This is a genomic window from Ruegeria sp. YKSD179, from assembly GCF_059612885.1.
On the sequence record NZ_JBXWRL010000008.1, the window covers coordinates 23,442 to 39,894 of the forward strand.

Below are 16,453 nucleotides of genomic sequence, written 5' to 3' on the forward strand. Positions count from 1 at the left end.
TTTTGTGCTCGCTTATTGCTGTTTGGCAGGAAGGTCGTTGCAAGACGATGCAGGCAGCTCGGGTTTGATTTTCTGCACAAATCAGAACCCGAGCAATTGTGCTTACCGATGCCGACGTCAGGCCCACGCATCCGGATCTTCGTCGGGATCATCCTTCGACCCTTGATCGGATCGCGATGAACCGACTTCAGAGGCAAATGTTGAAAGGTCTGGCCACTTGCTCTGTGGTGCAATCTCGAACCTGATTTCGGTCGATGTGCCTCGCCCAAATTTCACGGTGTCGACCGCAACAATACGAACTCGAACAGCCTTACCTTTTGGAATTTCGCCTGCCTCATTTGCGACCGATGCGACGAATGAGGTGATGGCACGTGAACCGCCACGCAGTTCGCGGACAGGGGGCTCATCCCAGGCTTCACTTCTCAGGTCCAGCGATACGGCAGGCGAGTGTTCAGACGATGGGCTTGGAGTTCCATTCCAATCATCTCGCTTCGCCAAGGGTACGAAATCCGCGCCATGCTGATCCACTTTGAGCCAACCCTGTTCTGCATTGGCAAGATCCAGATCTAGGATCTTGCCGGTCAGGTCGACTTCAGCCGCGTCGCTGTCAACGCACGAGGCCTTGAAAGTAGCAGTTCTAGCATCGAGGCGAATGTAAGGGCGGCCCGTGCCGCTGTTAGGAAATTGCATCGTATTTCTCCTTTTCGGTTTGATGCGTTTGAGTTTCAGGTTTCGGCGTATGTTTTAGGCGCCAGTCGTGATCGAGAATTCGAAAGGTCTGATGAGGCATGTCTCCTCCGTTCGCGGGCTGGTGGGCTCGCGTTTAGGGTTTTCGGTTTTCGGGTTGTTTAAATTCGCTCGGCTTTCAAGCTTTCCACTGCAGTCTGAATGTCGCTTTCCGGCCAGCTGGCTGCATATCCAAGCTTAATGGGTTTTGGTAACAATCCGGCCTTGGCATGTCGCCATATTGTAGCCTTTGACAAGCCAAGGCGCTCGGCAACTTCGCGGTCAGTTAAAAGTCGGTCGATCATATGACCCCTCATGAAATGTTAAATCATGAGGTTAATTTATATGAGAGCATACCGGCCTGTCCGGCCGCTTAATTTACCGGCCGGTTTCCTTCATTCGATCCGATACCCGTTTTCGTAATGCACTTGAGGTTGGTTTGATGAGTGGGTGCCTTTCTGAAACCCGACGGCAGACTTCGGCGCGGTTCACACGTGGCCCCATGTCTTTGGCCGCGTCGTCAATCAGTCTGTCTATCGCATCCCAATCGTGAAAACCTTTTCGTCCTGGATCACGATCCGCCACACCCATGAGAACATCCTGCGCTCGCTCAAAGTCGGCCAACCTGATTCTTCCGTCTGTAGTCTTATACGTTGACCATTGGGGCTTCCATGTTTCCAACTTTTCACCTTCCCGGCACAGTCTCACAATGCGGCGAGCATCTGCTTTGGAACGTATCTCAATCGTGATTACCTCGCCCCACCATTCAGGAGCCTGCTCGTCGCTCATACCCTTGCCTCCTTCAGCTTCACCACACTTGCGTCGCCATTGCCCGTGACATGATCAGCCCAGGCAGCCAAAAAGGTGCGGCGCTTTTCGATCAGGTCGGATCGCTGATACGCCCGCTCCACTGCATTGCCGACAACATGACCGAGTGATGTTTCAGCGACCTCGTAAGGCTGGCCGGTTTCTTCGGCCCAAGTGCGCAAACTGGATCGGAACCCGTGCGGGCGGGCAGTCATGCCCCGGTCACGCATGAGTTTGCACATAGTCATGTCGCTGATCGGCTTGTTTCGTTGCCCCGAGAACAACACTTCACCACCGTGGCGCAGGGCGTCCTCTACGACCTTTGCAGCCTCGTCGGTCAGTGGTACTCGAAAGTCTCCCGTCGCCCCCTTGCGACTCTTCACAAGCTCAGCAGGGATCGTCCAGATACGGGCGTCCAGATCGATTTGATCTGGCATTGCGTAGCGGACCGGGGCAGATCGCACTCCGGTCAAAATCAAAAGGCGTAGCGCGAGTTCAGTGACGCTCTGGCCAAGAGAAGCATAGAATACCGGCACCTCCTGCCACGGCAAAGCTGGAATGCTCTTCGCTTCATGCCGCTGTTTGCCGAGAAGAGCGCGGGCTTTGTCCACCGCCTGTAAATCTACATTCAGGCCCAAGGCAGCGGCATGTTTTAGGACAAGGCTTAAGCGATTCGCAGCTTTACGTGCCGTCTCCGCCTTTTCATGCCAGATCGGCGACAGCGTGTCTCGCACAGAGATCTGATCCACCTCAGCGATGGGTATCTTTCCAAGCTTGGGTAGTATGTGGTTTTCCAACGGGGAGAACCAGCGTCCCGCAGTTCCATCGCCTTTCAGTTCCGCCTTGCGCGCCTCAAAGCAATCCTGTGCTATCTCCTGAAGAATATGCAAATTACGGATGGTCTCCCGCTTCTCTGCTTCGCGCTTGGCTATAGGATCGATACCGCGCTTAGCCTGTTGCCTGTGCTCGGTCGCCATTTCTCGCGCAGCCTTCAGGGAAACATCGGGGTAGGGACCAAGGCCCATTTCCCTGCGCCTGCCGTGTATAGTGAAACGAAATACCCACGCAGCCGTACCATCCTTGCGTCGCACGAACCGTAGTCCGCCGCCATCTTCGTGCTTACCTGAACGGAGTGATTTTAATCCGACTGCCGAAAGCTTGTGTAGTTTGCTTGACAAAATTCGTCCCCCATCTCGTCCCCCAATACATGTTGTGGTACGGTGACATGAGTTGAGGCGGCCTGCAAGGTAGAAACGCATTAAAAGATTTTAGTTATATAAACATAGGAGTATCTATGACACTACATGATGTGGCTCAGTACATTTTCATTGTGCCCTCCTTTGGCACCACAACTTCCGTATAAAACGTTTTAAGCTTTCCAAGCTGCACTATTGATTTGGTCCAAAAACGCTTTTTTGTACCGATTGCCGGTTTGAATGATCAAACTTGGAGGTAATTATAAGTTTCCCGCTCTGTTCGGCGTGTAGATTAAAATTCTTTGATTAATGCGCTGCATTTGAACGGACATCGGGATTTTTGCGCTTCTCTCCGATATCAAGCCTATTTGCCATTCAAATTTTGCAGGATAGGGAATCCGAAGGTTGCAACCCTCACGTATTCGGCAAACCGGGGGAAATGTCGTACGTATGTTTTTTCTGGCCCATACCGGTGATCTGTCACAAAAAATTTCGAGATAACCTGTGTCATTGTCGCGCAGTTTTATCCGTATTTCGACGCGATGCCACACGCTCAATTGGGAAGATTGTACGCAACTGCGGCCCAAAACTGTTAAACCGCGCTTTGCATCCAGTTGAACCGATACAATCTCTGCTCCGGGATCTCCAATTCGTATTAAGCGTGTCACATCTACGATATGATCACCCACTGAAGAAGGGTCGGCCCGTATATCAAATCCTAAAAGCCGAGTTTGACCAGTAACCAGGCCGTCGCTGAACTTTAGCGCAGATAAATGATCACCGCGCTCAAGTTGAAATGTCACAACCGGGTCAGTCAAAATCGGAGACCGGTCAGAATCTGGATCAACCGTGTCCGAAGCCTTTACCCAATCATCCAAATCGCTTGGCACGGGAAAGATGGGCCCGTTTCCCCCGCATGCAGAAGCTGACAATGTGATCAGCAACAAAAGCAGTCTTGCAATCATTTCGCTGACGCAAAATGGCCAGCCGTAAAGAATGATGGAAACGGCACCATACGCTCATTTTCTTCGTCATAAAGTTTCCAACGGAAACAGGATAAACCCTGCAAGAAACCGATTTTGTGAGAGTTGAGCAATTTTTGTTCTTCTAACGCCGCATGAGCTGCACGCAATTTATACCCCGGAATCTTGGCGTTGAGGTGGTGCAGATCGTGGTAGCCAATATTCATCGTCACAAGGTCAAAAAAACCACCCCAGTCCAAAACGGCACTTCCTTGAAGAGCGGCCGTTCCGAAAGTCAGTTCCGGACGTCTGCCCCATAAAATTTCCTCAAAGTTGTGAACGACGTAGGGGATCAAAGCGCCAAAAGCGCAAGCCAGGTAAAATGCAGCGGCCCAGACCGCGATGCCGCCCCAGCCAGCAACCCACCAGATGGTCAGCAAGTAGCCGGCTAACATAAGGTTGTGAAGGATCAGGTCACCGATGCCAGTCTTGAAGCCGTAGAGCGGCATGCGACGCAAAATCCCATACAGCAAAAACGGTCCGATCACGACCAACAATATTGGGCTGCGATAAAATCGGTACTGAAGCTTCTTCCATCTTGGCGCGACGTCCCACTCCTTTAGCGTCATAGTGAAAATCTCGAATGTATCGCGGCGCTCCAGATCACTTACATAGGTGTGGTGGAGACCATGGATGTAACGTGTGGCGCGATACGGTGTCATTGCGATGGGTGACAGCATTGTCCCAAAAAAATCATTCAAATTTCGAGAACTAAAAAAGGAACGGTGTAAACAGTCGTGCTGGATCATGTAAACACGAAGACCCATTGCGGCTGCAATCAACACCGACGGAACCGTGAGCCACCATTTACCTATGGTTAGGATGCCTACTGTTATTGCGCCAAAATACAGCGCCACACTAATTGTTAGTTCCAGCCAAGCTCGAGCGTCGTCAGCGTGAGCAAACTGTCGAGACGCGGAATATGCTTTGCGATCAGAACTCATATGCTTGTTTCCAAAATACACTTGGATACGTATTCGAATTTTATTCGTACGCCCGTTGTCTGGTCAAGCTGGACCAAACCCCTTCTTTCCTTGCCATCAATAACTCAGTCGGGGTTTAGGTGTTCTTTTCCGCTCGGATGTATTGAACGATCCGCATAGAAATATCGGTGCAAGGCCCACAATAACGTTTCGGTAGGGGGAAACTTTTCGGTCTTCCGTCAAATCTGAGACTTAGAGGTCAGTAATTTGGCTCTGGTCTTGACAAGAGTGATCTCGAAATGAAACGTCGAATATGTTGGTAGATTGTGGGAAATCAGAAAATTCACTCCGCTTATTGGTGGGCTCCACATTTGTGTTAGCGCACTTCGGACAAGATGGGGGTGTTTCGCTCTTTCCTCCACCAACGCAAAAAACAATGGGAGTTTTTAAATGAAACACAGCAGCAAGCTCAGTCTCGGCGCAGTCGTAACGGCGGCTTTCATGGCGCCGGCGGCTTATGCCGAAGAATTCATCACCATCGGCACCGGCGGTGTTACCGGGGTGTATTACCCGACTGGCGGCGCAATCTGCCGTCTGGTTAACAAAGGGCGTAAGGAGCACGGAGTGAGGTGCTCGGTCGAATCGACCGGTGGATCGGTCTACAACATCAACACTATTCGCGAGGGTGAATTGGAGTTCGGTGTGGCGCAGTCCGACTGGCAGTACCACGCATTCAATGGCAGTTCGAAATTTGAAGAGGCCGGACCCTTCGAAAACCTTCGTGCTGTCTTCTCGGTTCACCCCGAACCCTTTACAGTCGTGGCGCGAGCGGATTCCGGCATCGCAAATTTTGAAGACCTAAAGGGCAAGCGCGTCAATATCGGTAACCCTGGTTCCGGTCAGCGCGGTACCATGGAGGTTCTTCTGGGAGAAATGGGCTGGACCACCGATGATTTCGAGCTGGCGACCGAACTAAAAGCCGCAGAACAGTCTGCAGCCCTGTGTGACAACCAAATCGACGCGATGGTCTATACTGTTGGCCACCCGTCCGGTTCGATCCAAGAAGCCACGACTGCTTGTGACTCGGTTTTGGTCAACGTTACCGGCGGTGCGGTCGACAAGCTGGTCAACGACAATTCCTTCTATCGTACCGCAACTATTCCCGGCGGAATGTATCGCGGTTCAGATGGTGATACTGCAACGTTCGGTGTAGGCGCGACGTTCGTGACGTCCTCGGATGTATCGGAAGACGCGGTTTATGCTGTTGTCAGCTCGGTCTTCGAAAACTTCGATGATTTCAAAAAGCTGCATCCGGCATTTGCTAACCTCAAGCCCGAGGAAATGATTGCAGACGGCCTGTCGGCCCCGCTGCACGCGGGTGCTGAAAAGTACTACAAAGAAAAAGGCTGGATTCAGTAAACCAGACCTAATGCGGGGTGCCTTGAGGCACCCCGTACCAAACCCGAGTGAAACGGGTGCATCAGAAGGCCGGAAAAGGCCGCGACGGGGAGACATTGCATGAATTCCGACACACAATCCAATCGCCCTTTATCCGAAGAAGAGTTGCAGGATCTTGTAGCCTCGTCTGACGCGGGTGGGCGCAATCCGGTAGGCAATGTCGGAATATTTCTAGCAATAGTGGCTGCGGTTTGGTCGATCTTTCAGGTCGTCTTGGCTTCGCCGTTGGCAAACTATGTGTTGCCCGGCAGCGTCGTAAACAATGCAAGGCAATTCCATCTGGCGTTTGCCATGTTTTTGGCTTTCGCAGCCTATCCCGCGTTAAAATCCAGCCCGCGAGATTATATTCCGGTTCAAGATTGGATTATGGGGTTGTTGGGCACCTTTGTCGCCCTTTACGGGTACTTCTTTTACAGCAAAATCGTAGATGCCGGCGGTCTTGCGGACGATACAGATAAATGGGTGGCGCTGGTTGGATTGCTTCTTCTGTTTGAGGCGGCCCGTCGCGCGCTTGGTCCGGCGATGGCAGTCATCGCGACGATTTTTCTGGCCTATGTTTTCTTTGGCTCTTCTGAATGGGTGCCGGAAGTCATCCGGTGGAAAGGCGCCAGCCTGAAAAAGGCGATGAGCCATATGTGGATCACCTCTGAAGGCGTGTTTGGGATCGCCTTGGGTGTTTCAACGAAATTCGTTTTCCTATTCGTTCTGTTTGGTGCCTTACTAGATAAGGCAGGGGCAGGGAACTATTTCATCAAAATGGCATTTGGCGCTTTGGGCCATCTGCGTGGTGGTCCCGCGAAGGCGGCGGTTGTTGGCTCTGCTGCGACCGGCTTGATCTCAGGCTCTTCTATCGCCAACGTTGTAACGACCGGAACTTTCACCATCCCCTTGATGAAGCGTGTCGGCTTTTCAAGCGAACAGGCAGGATCGGTCGAAGTCGCCTCGTCAGTTAACGGGCAGATCATGCCTCCTGTGATGGGCGCAGCGGCTTTCCTAATGGTGGAGTACGTTGGGATTTCGTACGTCGAGGTGATTACGCACGCCTTTCTGCCTGCCGCAATTTCCTACATTGCGCTGGTTTACATCGTACATTTGGAAGCAGTGAAGCGTAACATGCCGACACTGGGTGATCGAGATGTTCACCTGGCAAGGACAGTTGTCGGAATGCTGTCATTCTTCATCGTTTTTGCAGGGCTTTGCTACGGTTCTCAATTCCCAGTCGATGCTGTATCAAGTTGGGCCCCATCGGCGGCGGGTTTGATACTGAGCGTGATAGTTTGCGCTGTTTATGTGGCGTTGCTTTATTTGGCGGCACAAGTTCCAGACCTAGAGCCCGATGATCCAAATGCTAAAGAGGTGCAACTCCCCGTCATTGCTGACATTTACAAGGCTGGCTTGCACTATCTTTTGCCAATCATCGTTCTAGTCTACTTCCTGATGATCGAACAGAAATCGCCGGGCCTATCCGCGTTCTGGGCTACTGCGTTGCTGTTTGTGATCCTGCTGACGCAGAAACCGCTAAAGGCAATTTTCCGGGGGCAAAGTGACCTTTATAATTCCTTTATCGACGGTGTCGCTGACCTGTGGCAGGGTCTTATAGATGGTGCGCGGAACATGATTGGTATCGCGCTCGCCACTGCCACTGCTGGCGTAATTGTTGGCACCGTGACGTTGACGGGTGTCGGTCAGGTGATGGCTGATTTGGTCGAGTTTCTTTCCGGCGGTAACCTCATCTTGATGCTAGTAATGGTCGGTATCCTAAGCTTGATACTTGGCATGGGTCTGCCGACTACTGCTAACTATATCGTTGTCAGCTCGCTTATGGCTGGCGTGGTCGTCGAATTGGGTGCTCAGAGTGGTCTGATCGTACCGCTTATCGCGGTTCATCTTTTCGTCTTCTATTTTGGTATAATGGCGGATGTTACGCCTCCTGTCGGTTTGGCAAGTTTTGCCGCAGCGGCTGTATCTGGTGGGGACGCGATAAAAACCGGCTTCACTGCTTTCTTCTACAGCCTGCGTACCGTGGCGTTGCCGTTTGTGTTTATTTTCAACACCGACTTACTGTTGATTGACGTGACTTGGGTAGAAGGGATCATCGTTGCCGTTTTCGCGACGATTGCCATCCTTGTGTTTACTGCGGGCACAATGGGATACTTCCTGACCCACAGTCGCATTTACGAAAGTGTTGCCTTGATTTTCGTGGCTTTCGCATTGTTCAGGCCCGATTACTTTATGGATAGAATCTCTCCGCCTTTTACATCTGTTGAACCTTCGGCATTCGTCAAAGCGATTGGCGATACGCCGCCGGGAACCGAGGTACGGATGGTTGTCAGTGGACCGGATTTCGATACGCTGGAAATGACGGACACTACTGTAGTTGTCCCCGTCGGTAGCGAAGAGGGTGGCGCCGCGCGTGTTGAAGCGATGGGTCTTTTACTTCTGGCCGAGGACGGGCTTGTTAAGTTGGAAGAGCCAATGTTCGGATCACCAGTCGCCGATGATTTGGATATCTTCGACTACTACGGAGACGAAGCGGTGCGATTGACTTCGGTCAGCTTGCCTTCAAGCCAGCCGCCCAAACAATTGATCTACATTCCCGCTATGATCCTGTTGGGTCTGATCGCCTTTCTGCAACGCGGTCGAGCGGCAAGACAAGAGGTGCCTGCATGACGAAATCTGTTCTTTGTGCCGTAGACATTAGTAATGGTGATCAGGATGCGCATGTTCTGGAAAAGGCCGCGGCGCTTGCTGATTCCGAAAGTGCTGCCCTGGATGTAGTAACTGTACTGCCGGATTTTGGAGAAAGCTGGGTGTCGACCTTTTTTGAGCCCAATTTTCATGAAAAGGCTGTGGAGGATGCGCACAATCAATTGGTGGCTTTGTGTGCAAAGACAGTGGGCGAAGAACGAAACGCCAAAATACGCCATGTGGTTGCAACCGGAACCGCGTATCAGGAAATACTAAAAACGGCCGATGGTGCTGGAAGCGATTTGATTGTGATTGGTGCACATAAACCGGATTTCAAGGATTACCTATTGGGGCCAAACGCGGCGCGGGTGGTACGACACTCGTCCGTTTCTGTTTACGTTGTGCGATAGCGGGATCCGCGCCAAATGCGTTTGCTCGGGGTCCAACCTTTTTGCAAAGTCTTTACCTTTGCTAGAGAGAAGATTTTGAACCGGCGCGTTTCTAGTAGCCTGTCATCTCCAAATACCCGCGGCCTGAGTGGGTGCCGGAGACACGTACGGGACCTTCCCAATATTCAAACCGCGTACCCATCCACGCGTTGGGTGTCTGCGCGCTGACTTCGATATCCAAGCCGCGGTCCGGTAGAATCAAACGCCAACTTGTTGGAACGTCTCGACCAGCCACCTGACTTATTTTCAATGGGTTAAATTGCATTACCCCGTTCGGCAGAGCCTCACTGTGACCATCAGACTCAATCCATGTGGCGGAAGTGAAGTCTTGTTGCACGCCGCGCAATTTGAAGGCCATTAACTTCTGTCCACTATCAAAGCTAAGTGAAAACCAGTCCCATCCGATCTGATCCGAAGACAGCGGTTGAGAAGACCACTCGCGATCCAACCAACCTTCACCTTTCACTGGCACGTCCCCTGAAGGCAGCTGTAAGACACCTTGAACGTCAAACGAAGGTTGGGAATAATAGTAGCTGGCCTGCCCGTCGGCGGACTTTACCGAATAGCCCTGATCGCCGTGGAAAATCAGGGGGCCAGTGGCACTCATTGACAGATTATAGCTGAATTCGGTGCCGCTTGCAGCCAAGCTTAACGTGTCGAAATCGTCGCCCCGCATGTACCATTCGTCTATCCACGCTTCAAAGGGATGAGATTCGACGCCAGCTTGCCCGATGCCGCCGCGTGAAAGCCGCTCTGCGAAGAAGTGAGCGTCGGGGGTGGTGATTGCAGCATGGCCCATCCAGAGTTGCGGGTTTTGCCAGCCATTGCTCTCAAATGGCCGCAAAGCGGATCGGAATAGGGTCCATTGAATGCCGTATTCCTTTCCATCCGCACCTATGAGATTGGCGGTCATGTACCACCACTCGATACGATATTCCGGATGTGGGCCGTGATCCCGCGGGAATTCCAATTCGTACCCGCGCTGGGGCACATTGAACCCTTCAGCGGAACCTCCAAGTCCAGCATACCCCTGCGCCATGGTGCTGAATGGAAACAACAAAAACAGCAGAAAGGCTTTAACGTTCATTGGCAAAAACCTGTAGCAACTCGGCAGGGCGCATACGGATCAGGCGGAGGGACGGGAGAGCGGCCGCTAATGCAGCGGCTAGAATTGTAAGCGTGAATAATCGCAGCCAGTCGGTAGGAAACAAATACATAGGCAAGCGCCAGCCAAAAGCCTCGACATTAATGACCGCCAAAAGAATCCAAGCCAGCGCCAACCCCAAAGGTAATGCCATGCATGCAGTTAGGGTTGCCAATAAAACGCTTCGTAAAAGCTCAAGCCGGGATAGTTCTGTACGGGTAAGCCCCAAGGCCCAGACCGGCGCAACTTGTGGAAGGCGCTGCGTCCATAGGGTCAGTAAGCTTGTCAGGATAGCGAACCCGGCGACCCCCAAAGTAAGTACGTTCAAGGCCGAAGTTATCAGAAACGTTTTTTCAAAGATCGCCAGCGATTGGTTTTTCATATCCGCTTGTTGAACTACCGCATTGGGTGGCAGGTTAAATTGTTGCCGCAATGCAAGTGCTAATTCGGCTGCTCCTTCTGGTTTTGTTCGGATGCCGAAACGGTTTGCTCTAGCATTAGGAGCGACTTCTTCAAAGAGCGACATCGACACAATTGCCTGGCCAGTAGGGTTGCCATAATCGGAATAGACGCCAGCTATGGGCAAGATATGGTTAGGGGTCAGCCGCAACTTTTCGCCCGGCCAAAGATCGCTGCGACGTGCCAACTGTTCGTTGATAAGTACAGCTGAGTTCTGGATCACTTGGCTCCACGCGTCCGAAGTTTGTGCAATCAGGGGCCAATGCTGACGATATGCTGGGTCATCGACGACTCCGTACAAGAAAAGTGCTCCTGTCTCGTGAGGCAATTCGATGCTGCGAATAGGTAGAATGGCGTCTACCTGGGGCGCAAGCCACTCATTGATCCGTTTCGCTTGTTCCTCGTCGTTGGTCGTTAAGTACAACTCGGAAACCAGTCGCTGATCCAGCCAGCCGACAAAGGTCAGACGAAAGCTCGAAACCATAGTGCCGACCCCAATATTGGCCGCCAGCGCCAACATCAGTGCCATCAAAGCAAGCGATAATCCGGGAAGCTGAGTTCGCATATCGGCCCAAACCCATTGAGCGACAGGTCCTCGTGTTCTTGCTGAAACCAATGCCACCGTCGAGGACAAGGCCAGTGGCAGCAGTAACGCTGCGCCAGTAAGAAGGCCGGCCAGCATGGTAAACCCTGCGATTAATCCTCCGACAGTCGCAAACAGGATTGTACCGCCAGCCATAAGCGCCCCGCCAACCAACGCTGTTATCCGCCACGAAATTGTGCTGCCAAGCCAGGATTGACGTCCGGGTCCTTCCAGGAGTGGCATTTTGTACAGCCTCCAAAGGGACTGACCACTGGCTATCAATGCGCCGCCAACTGCCATTGCCAAACCGCTCAGAGCCCACGCGGTTCGCAGGGTTAGCTGCCCTTCGACCGGGGCCCCATAAAGCCCGCGGAGCGTTGCGGCAACGTCAGGCAAAAGAGCCCCGGCGATAAAAAAACCTAGAACCAATCCAATGCTGCCGCCGACAACAGATATTAGCACCAACTCGCCCAGCACGATCTGTACAAGACGCTGCATTGGTACGCCCAGTGCTCTAAGCGTTCTGATCATCCCTCGTCGCTGGGCAAAGGAGAGGCCAACCGTGCTGTGGACAATGAAAAGCCCGACGGCAAATGAAAGCAGGCCAAAAGCTGAAAGGTTAAGGTGAAAGCTATCGGTAAGCTGCGCTGTGTCCATCTGTGCAGAGGGGACAACGCGCACCAGATCCGGGGCAAGCTCTGACAGAGGAATAACCCCCAAAGGTTGTTCTGGCAGAACTAAAAGTCGAGAAACTTGCCCGCTGCGATTTAGCAGGCGTTCGGCTACGCCGATATCCGTCAAAACATAACCTGGTGGCAACGCATCGCTTACAATCACAGGTGGAAAGCCGTCCTGGTCCTCAAATACGTCCTGTAATTCGGGTGCTATCAGCAGGCGACCGGGTGCGGTCAAAAGGTCCACCGGTTCTGGCGGCGAGGGAACGTTTTCGACCTGAGTTATGGCGGGCAGGGGCGGGGCGGACACCATGTCAACGCCCATCACCTGAACGTAACGTCCGCCGACGCGCATGGAACCGTCCAGAACTGCGGAGACCTGCCAGCCAGCTCGCCGAAGGTCAACATAATGCGAAAGTTGCATGTTGCCGGAGGGGTCGCGAATTTCGTCAAACTGACCAAGGGCAAGCTGGTCGCTGGCCCTTGCATAGCTGGCTTTGGCCTCGGCGTTGATAGCCTGTACCGCGGACCAAAGCGCTGTTGCCAGTGAAATACCAATCAACAAGGTGATTGTTTGCAGCAGATGCCTCCGCCAATGAGACACCAAGACCTGTATGACCTGACCGTTCATGTGATCCGACCGCCGACGAGATGCGCTCGGCGATCCAAGCGTGCCGCAATCTCAAGTGAGTGCGTCACTAGCAACAAAGCTGTGCCCGTGTCTGCCACTAGGGCAAGCATCAAGTCCAGAACAACTCCTGACGCGGTTTCGTCGAGGTTTCCTGTGGGTTCGTCCGCCAACAGCAATGCAGGCTTGGATGCCATAGCTCGTCCGATAGCAACCCGCTGTTGCTGCCCGCCAGACAAATTTTCGGGGTATCGGGTGAGAAAGTCAGACAAACCCAACCTGCGGACCAAATGATCTATCCAGTCAGGGTCATGCCGATCGGCCAACCGTGCATGAATTGCAAGGTTTTGGGCAACCGTAATGGAGGGTATTAAATTGAATTGTTGAAAAACCAGTGACAAGCTCTCACGTCGTAGCGCGGCCCTGCCGGCATCATTTAGATTTGAAAGCTGAATTCCGTTCAACGTGATTTCCCCGGCATCGAATTCGTCAAGCGCTGCCGCCAGATGTAGAAGGGTGCTTTTGCCGCTTCCGCTTTCACCAGTCAGAGCCAGCGTTTGCCCATGTTCTAGCGTGAGCGACACATCGTTCAAAACAGGGCGCCCGCCGGGGTAGGTCTTCCTCACATGATCTAGCTTTAGCAGCATTTTATGTCTCTTGTTGCACAAACCAGAATGTGCAACCCGAACGACCGCTGTCCAGTGCTGAACAAGGATGGGCGCCATTCGCCGCAGTTTCAATCCGTGTATAGGGTTGTCCAATGTTTAATCTGCGCCCATCCTGTGGCAAAAACCCACAATCAAAACAGGGAACGGATTTTATGACGCTATCGCAGCAGATATTTTGGGGCAGCCTGTATTTGGGGGTTTGTTTCCTGATTGAAATTATGTTGCTGACTTGGTGTGCGTTAGTCATTCGTAAGCTTGTGGCCAAATGGGGGCACAAGAACCCTATCTATGTTACAGCAGGTCCGATCAGCGTCGCATTAGCGTTTATCATTCTAACCCATACATTGCAGGTCTGGATTTGGGCCGTCGTCTGGGTTTTGCGGGATGTGTTGCCGGATTGGAATTCGGCACTCTACTTTTCTTTGGTAACGTTCACTACACTGGGCTACGGCGACATTGTGCTGGGCGAGGGGTCGCGGATTTTCGGGGCTTTTGCGTCAGTTACCGGCCTTCTTGCATTTGGCCTTTCTACTGCGTTTTTGGTGGCCCTGATGACGCGCGTATTCAAGGATTGGTTTCCGAGTTAAAGAATCGGGGCAAACAATCTTGCGAGCGGGGCACCATACCGAATATGGGCCGGTTGCTGGGCCAAAAAGCGGGTGAGCTCGTAGCTTGAAGCAAAGTCTTTTTCAAGCATCGCGGCTACAGCATCGGCCGCTCGGGTATCGAAAAACAGGGCCATCGCCTCGAAGTTCAATCGAAATGACCGGTTGTCTAGATTGGTTGTTCCGACAGCAGCCAAAGTGTCATCGACTACAAATGCTTTCTGGTGCAGGAAGCCGTCCGTATAGCGAAGAACCTTTACCCCGCACTCGCGAATTTCGTCGAAGTAGGCAAACGCGGCCAGCCAAGGTAGCTTGTGATCAATCACGTCAGGAACCAGAATACGTACATCCACCCCCCGCAGAGCAGCGTGCTGCAACGCAGTCATTATGTCGATATCCGGAACAAAATAGGGTGAGGCTATCCACACCCGTTCATTTGCGCCAGCGATTGCAGAAAAGAACATCATAGCTCCGGTTTCGGAATCGTCGCCTGGCCCGGTCGCCACTAAAAGCGCGTTCATGTCTTGCTCAGACTCGCTGCCGGCCCAATCCAGTTCATCAATTAAGTCTTCGTCGCGGGCCCAATGCCAGTCTTCGACGAAAATCAGCTGCAACTGCCTGACAATGTGGCCCGTCATTTTAATGTGAGTGTCGCGCCAATGTCCGAATTGGGGATTTTGCCCCAAGTATTCGACACCGACATTGTGACCACCGATAAATCCGGTTTCCCCATCGATAACCACCGTTTTGCGATGGTTTCGATAGTTTAACTGAAATCGAAAATTCGGGCCGCGCTGCTCTTTAGGGTCTGCGACATCAATACCCGCTTCTTGCATCGCTTCTAAATATGCGGAGGGCAGACCGTAGCTGCCGACCGCATCTGTCATGAACCGGACATGAACGCCGCGTTTCGCAGCAGCAATCAGTTTTTCCTGTAACTCCTGACCCAGTGAGTCATCGCGCACGATGTAAAATTGAATTAGAATATAAGACTTGGCACTTTCGATGGCCTCAAATATCGATGCGAAAGTAGCCTCGCCATCTATCAGCAGCTCCGCACCGTTGCCCCGCGAAACTGGTAGGTGCGCCAACGCTTCGAAAGGGCGCGGATTTATGCCCATCTTGTCTGGGTCAGGCCGCGAGAAGTCTGCGAAGGTCTTGATCCCTTCCACAACGCGCTCGCTTTCCTGTCGGGCGATGCGATAGCCGCGAAATCGGTGATGACCAAGAAAAAGATATAAAGGCACCCCAAGTACGGGCGCAGTAATTAGAAACACCACCCAACCCACAGCGCCTTGCGGCGTACGGGCAGTCTGTGCAGCGCGCACCGCAAAAAAAACCGCAGTGCTATACAAGCCAAAGAGGAATAGCGAAACAAGCAAAGCCCACATCAGGTTCTCACAATTCGGGTCGTTCAGTTCGCCCCAGTGTAGATGCGCGACCAATCATTCGCCATATCTACTAGCACCCATCCCATTTCGGGGCCTTTTTCGAGACCTTCTACCAACTTTCCGACCGGGCTTTCACGGTCGTAAGCCCACTCACGTTTTGCGTCCGTATGGTGGACCAGGATTCCCAAACGCCTGCCGTCTCCTGCCGTAGTCCATTCTATCATCGCAAAATCACCGTCCGAATTTCCTGCGGCAATAATTGGCCTTCGACCGATCGTCCGTTCTATGTTTATTGGCTTGCCTTCTTTGTCGTCGACAAAGGCGATGCCAGGTGCCTTGGCAATAACAGGTTGACCATTTGTCGTGTCAAACGTGGTCTCGCCATAGGTCCCAAGAACTTGTTCGGGGGGGGATGCCATATGCGTCTTCAGCAAAAACCCTCATGAAATGCAGTCCGCCACCGGAAACGATAAAAGTCTTGAAACCTTCGTCCCTGAGATAGCTCAGAAGTTCGACCATCGGTTGGTAGGTCATTTGGTTGTAGGGCAATCCAGTTGAAGGGTGTCGAGCTATATCAAGCCATTCTGCTACGTCGGCCTGAAATTCATCGACCGTAACTCCTGAATGCGATGCGTTGACAACCTCGATCAGCGCATCGTGTCCGCCCTGCAAAACGGTATCCAAGTCCCCTTTGGCTGCCGCCTGTAAAGCAGGGGTGGAGAGGATTGCGGGATCATCTTTGGCGAGATTAGCCAGCCTGTCCATCGCAAATATGAACTGAAAATAAACCGGATGCTCAGCCCACAATGTGCCATCGTTATCGAATACAGCTATGCGCTGGGCTGGCGTTACATAGTCTGGGTCGGATGGGTCCGTCACTGCTGCGACAAACTCGATAATCTGTTTCTTTGCTTCATTGTTGTTCCAGCTGGGCAATGGATCGCCCAAGGACATCAGGGGAACACAGAAAAGCAGGGCGCTCAGAGAATAGTGTCGCATGAAATTCTCGTGTGTTTACAAGATGAAAAGGGC

Annotated in this window: 13 protein-coding genes and 1 pseudogene; 4 read left to right on the plus strand and 10 right to left on the minus strand. The window is 52.5% G+C overall.

Going from position 1 to position 16,453, the window contains the following annotated elements:
* Positions 1-117: 117 nt before the first annotated feature.
* The 5 genes from AC2FNE_RS06565 to AC2FNE_RS06585 form a co-directional block, all read right to left on the minus strand.
* A complete protein-coding gene (locus AC2FNE_RS06565; RefSeq protein WP_496805001.1) occupies positions 118-690 on the minus strand; it encodes a hypothetical protein in 573 nt (190 codons plus the stop codon).
* Between the two features lie 158 nt (positions 691-848).
* Positions 849-1,031 carry a helix-turn-helix transcriptional regulator gene (locus AC2FNE_RS06570; RefSeq protein WP_496805002.1) on the minus strand — a complete coding sequence of 61 codons (183 nt, stop codon included), beginning with the start codon at positions 1,029-1,031 and terminating at the stop codon, positions 849-851.
* Positions 1,032-1,104: 73 nt separating this feature from the next.
* Positions 1,105-1,515 carry a hypothetical protein gene (locus AC2FNE_RS06575; protein WP_496805003.1) on the minus strand — a complete coding sequence of 137 codons (411 nt, stop codon included), beginning with the start codon at positions 1,513-1,515 and terminating at the stop codon, positions 1,105-1,107.
* Positions 1,512-2,711, minus strand: a complete 1,200-nt coding sequence (locus AC2FNE_RS06580; RefSeq protein WP_496805004.1) for a tyrosine-type recombinase/integrase — start codon at positions 2,709-2,711, stop codon at positions 1,512-1,514. Before AC2FNE_RS06580 ends, AC2FNE_RS06575 begins: the two co-directional genes overlap by 4 nt.
* A gap of 979 nt (positions 2,712-3,690) precedes the next feature.
* Positions 3,691-4,695 carry a fatty acid desaturase gene (locus tag AC2FNE_RS06585; protein WP_496805005.1) on the minus strand — a complete coding sequence of 335 codons (1,005 nt, stop codon included), beginning with the start codon at positions 4,693-4,695 and terminating at the stop codon, positions 3,691-3,693.
* 429 nt (positions 4,696-5,124) lie between these two features.
* Between AC2FNE_RS06585 and AC2FNE_RS06590 the strand changes: the two genes are divergently transcribed.
* The 3 genes from AC2FNE_RS06590 (at position 5,125) to AC2FNE_RS06600 (ending at position 9,230) form a co-directional block, all read left to right on the plus strand.
* On the plus strand, positions 5,125-6,093 hold the full coding sequence (locus AC2FNE_RS06590; protein WP_496805006.1) for a TAXI family TRAP transporter solute-binding subunit: 969 nt from the start codon (positions 5,125-5,127) through the stop codon (positions 6,091-6,093).
* Between the two features lie 99 nt (positions 6,094-6,192).
* Positions 6,193-8,802, plus strand: a complete 2,610-nt coding sequence (locus AC2FNE_RS06595; protein ID WP_496805007.1) for a TRAP transporter permease — start codon at positions 6,193-6,195, stop codon at positions 8,800-8,802.
* The gene (locus tag AC2FNE_RS06600) at positions 8,799-9,230 is read left to right on the plus strand and encodes a universal stress protein (RefSeq protein ID WP_170608686.1); all 432 of its coding nucleotides are present in this window, start codon (positions 8,799-8,801) and stop codon (positions 9,228-9,230) included. Before AC2FNE_RS06595 ends, AC2FNE_RS06600 begins: the two co-directional genes overlap by 4 nt.
* 91 nt (positions 9,231-9,321) lie before the next feature.
* On the opposite strand, the gene AC2FNE_RS06605 is transcribed toward AC2FNE_RS06600, so the two are convergent.
* The 3 genes from AC2FNE_RS06605 to AC2FNE_RS06615 are packed head-to-tail and all read right to left on the minus strand — an operon-like array spanning position 9,322 to position 13,404.
* A complete protein-coding gene (locus AC2FNE_RS06605; protein ID WP_170608685.1) occupies positions 9,322-10,356 on the minus strand; it encodes a lipocalin-like domain-containing protein in 1,035 nt (344 codons plus the stop codon).
* Positions 10,346-12,760 (minus strand): ABC transporter permease, encoded by a 2,415-nt coding sequence (locus AC2FNE_RS06610; RefSeq protein ID WP_496805008.1) that lies wholly within the window; start codon positions 12,758-12,760, stop codon positions 10,346-10,348. The genes AC2FNE_RS06605 and AC2FNE_RS06610 overlap by 11 nt, the downstream gene beginning before the upstream one ends.
* Positions 12,757-13,404, minus strand: a complete 648-nt coding sequence (locus AC2FNE_RS06615) for an ABC transporter ATP-binding protein (protein ID WP_170608693.1) — start codon at positions 13,402-13,404, stop codon at positions 12,757-12,759. The genes AC2FNE_RS06610 and AC2FNE_RS06615 overlap by 4 nt, the downstream gene beginning before the upstream one ends.
* A gap of 173 nt (positions 13,405-13,577) precedes the next feature.
* Here AC2FNE_RS06615 and AC2FNE_RS06620 point away from each other — a divergent pair, with 173 nt between their 5' ends.
* Positions 13,578-14,012 carry an ion channel gene (locus AC2FNE_RS06620; RefSeq protein WP_496805009.1) on the plus strand — a complete coding sequence of 145 codons (435 nt, stop codon included), beginning with the start codon at positions 13,578-13,580 and terminating at the stop codon, positions 14,010-14,012.
* On the opposite strand, the gene cls is transcribed toward AC2FNE_RS06620, so the two are convergent.
* Both cls and AC2FNE_RS06630 read right to left on the minus strand, forming a co-directional pair.
* Complete coding sequence (cls, locus tag AC2FNE_RS06625) at positions 14,009-15,421, minus strand: cardiolipin synthase (protein WP_170608692.1); 1,413 nt, start codon at positions 15,419-15,421, stop codon at positions 14,009-14,011. The genes AC2FNE_RS06620 and cls overlap by 4 nt on opposite strands.
* Before the next feature lie 23 nt (positions 15,422-15,444).
* Positions 15,445-16,420: pseudogene (locus AC2FNE_RS06630) on the minus strand (HAD family hydrolase).
* Between the last annotated feature and the right edge of the window lie 33 nt (positions 16,421-16,453).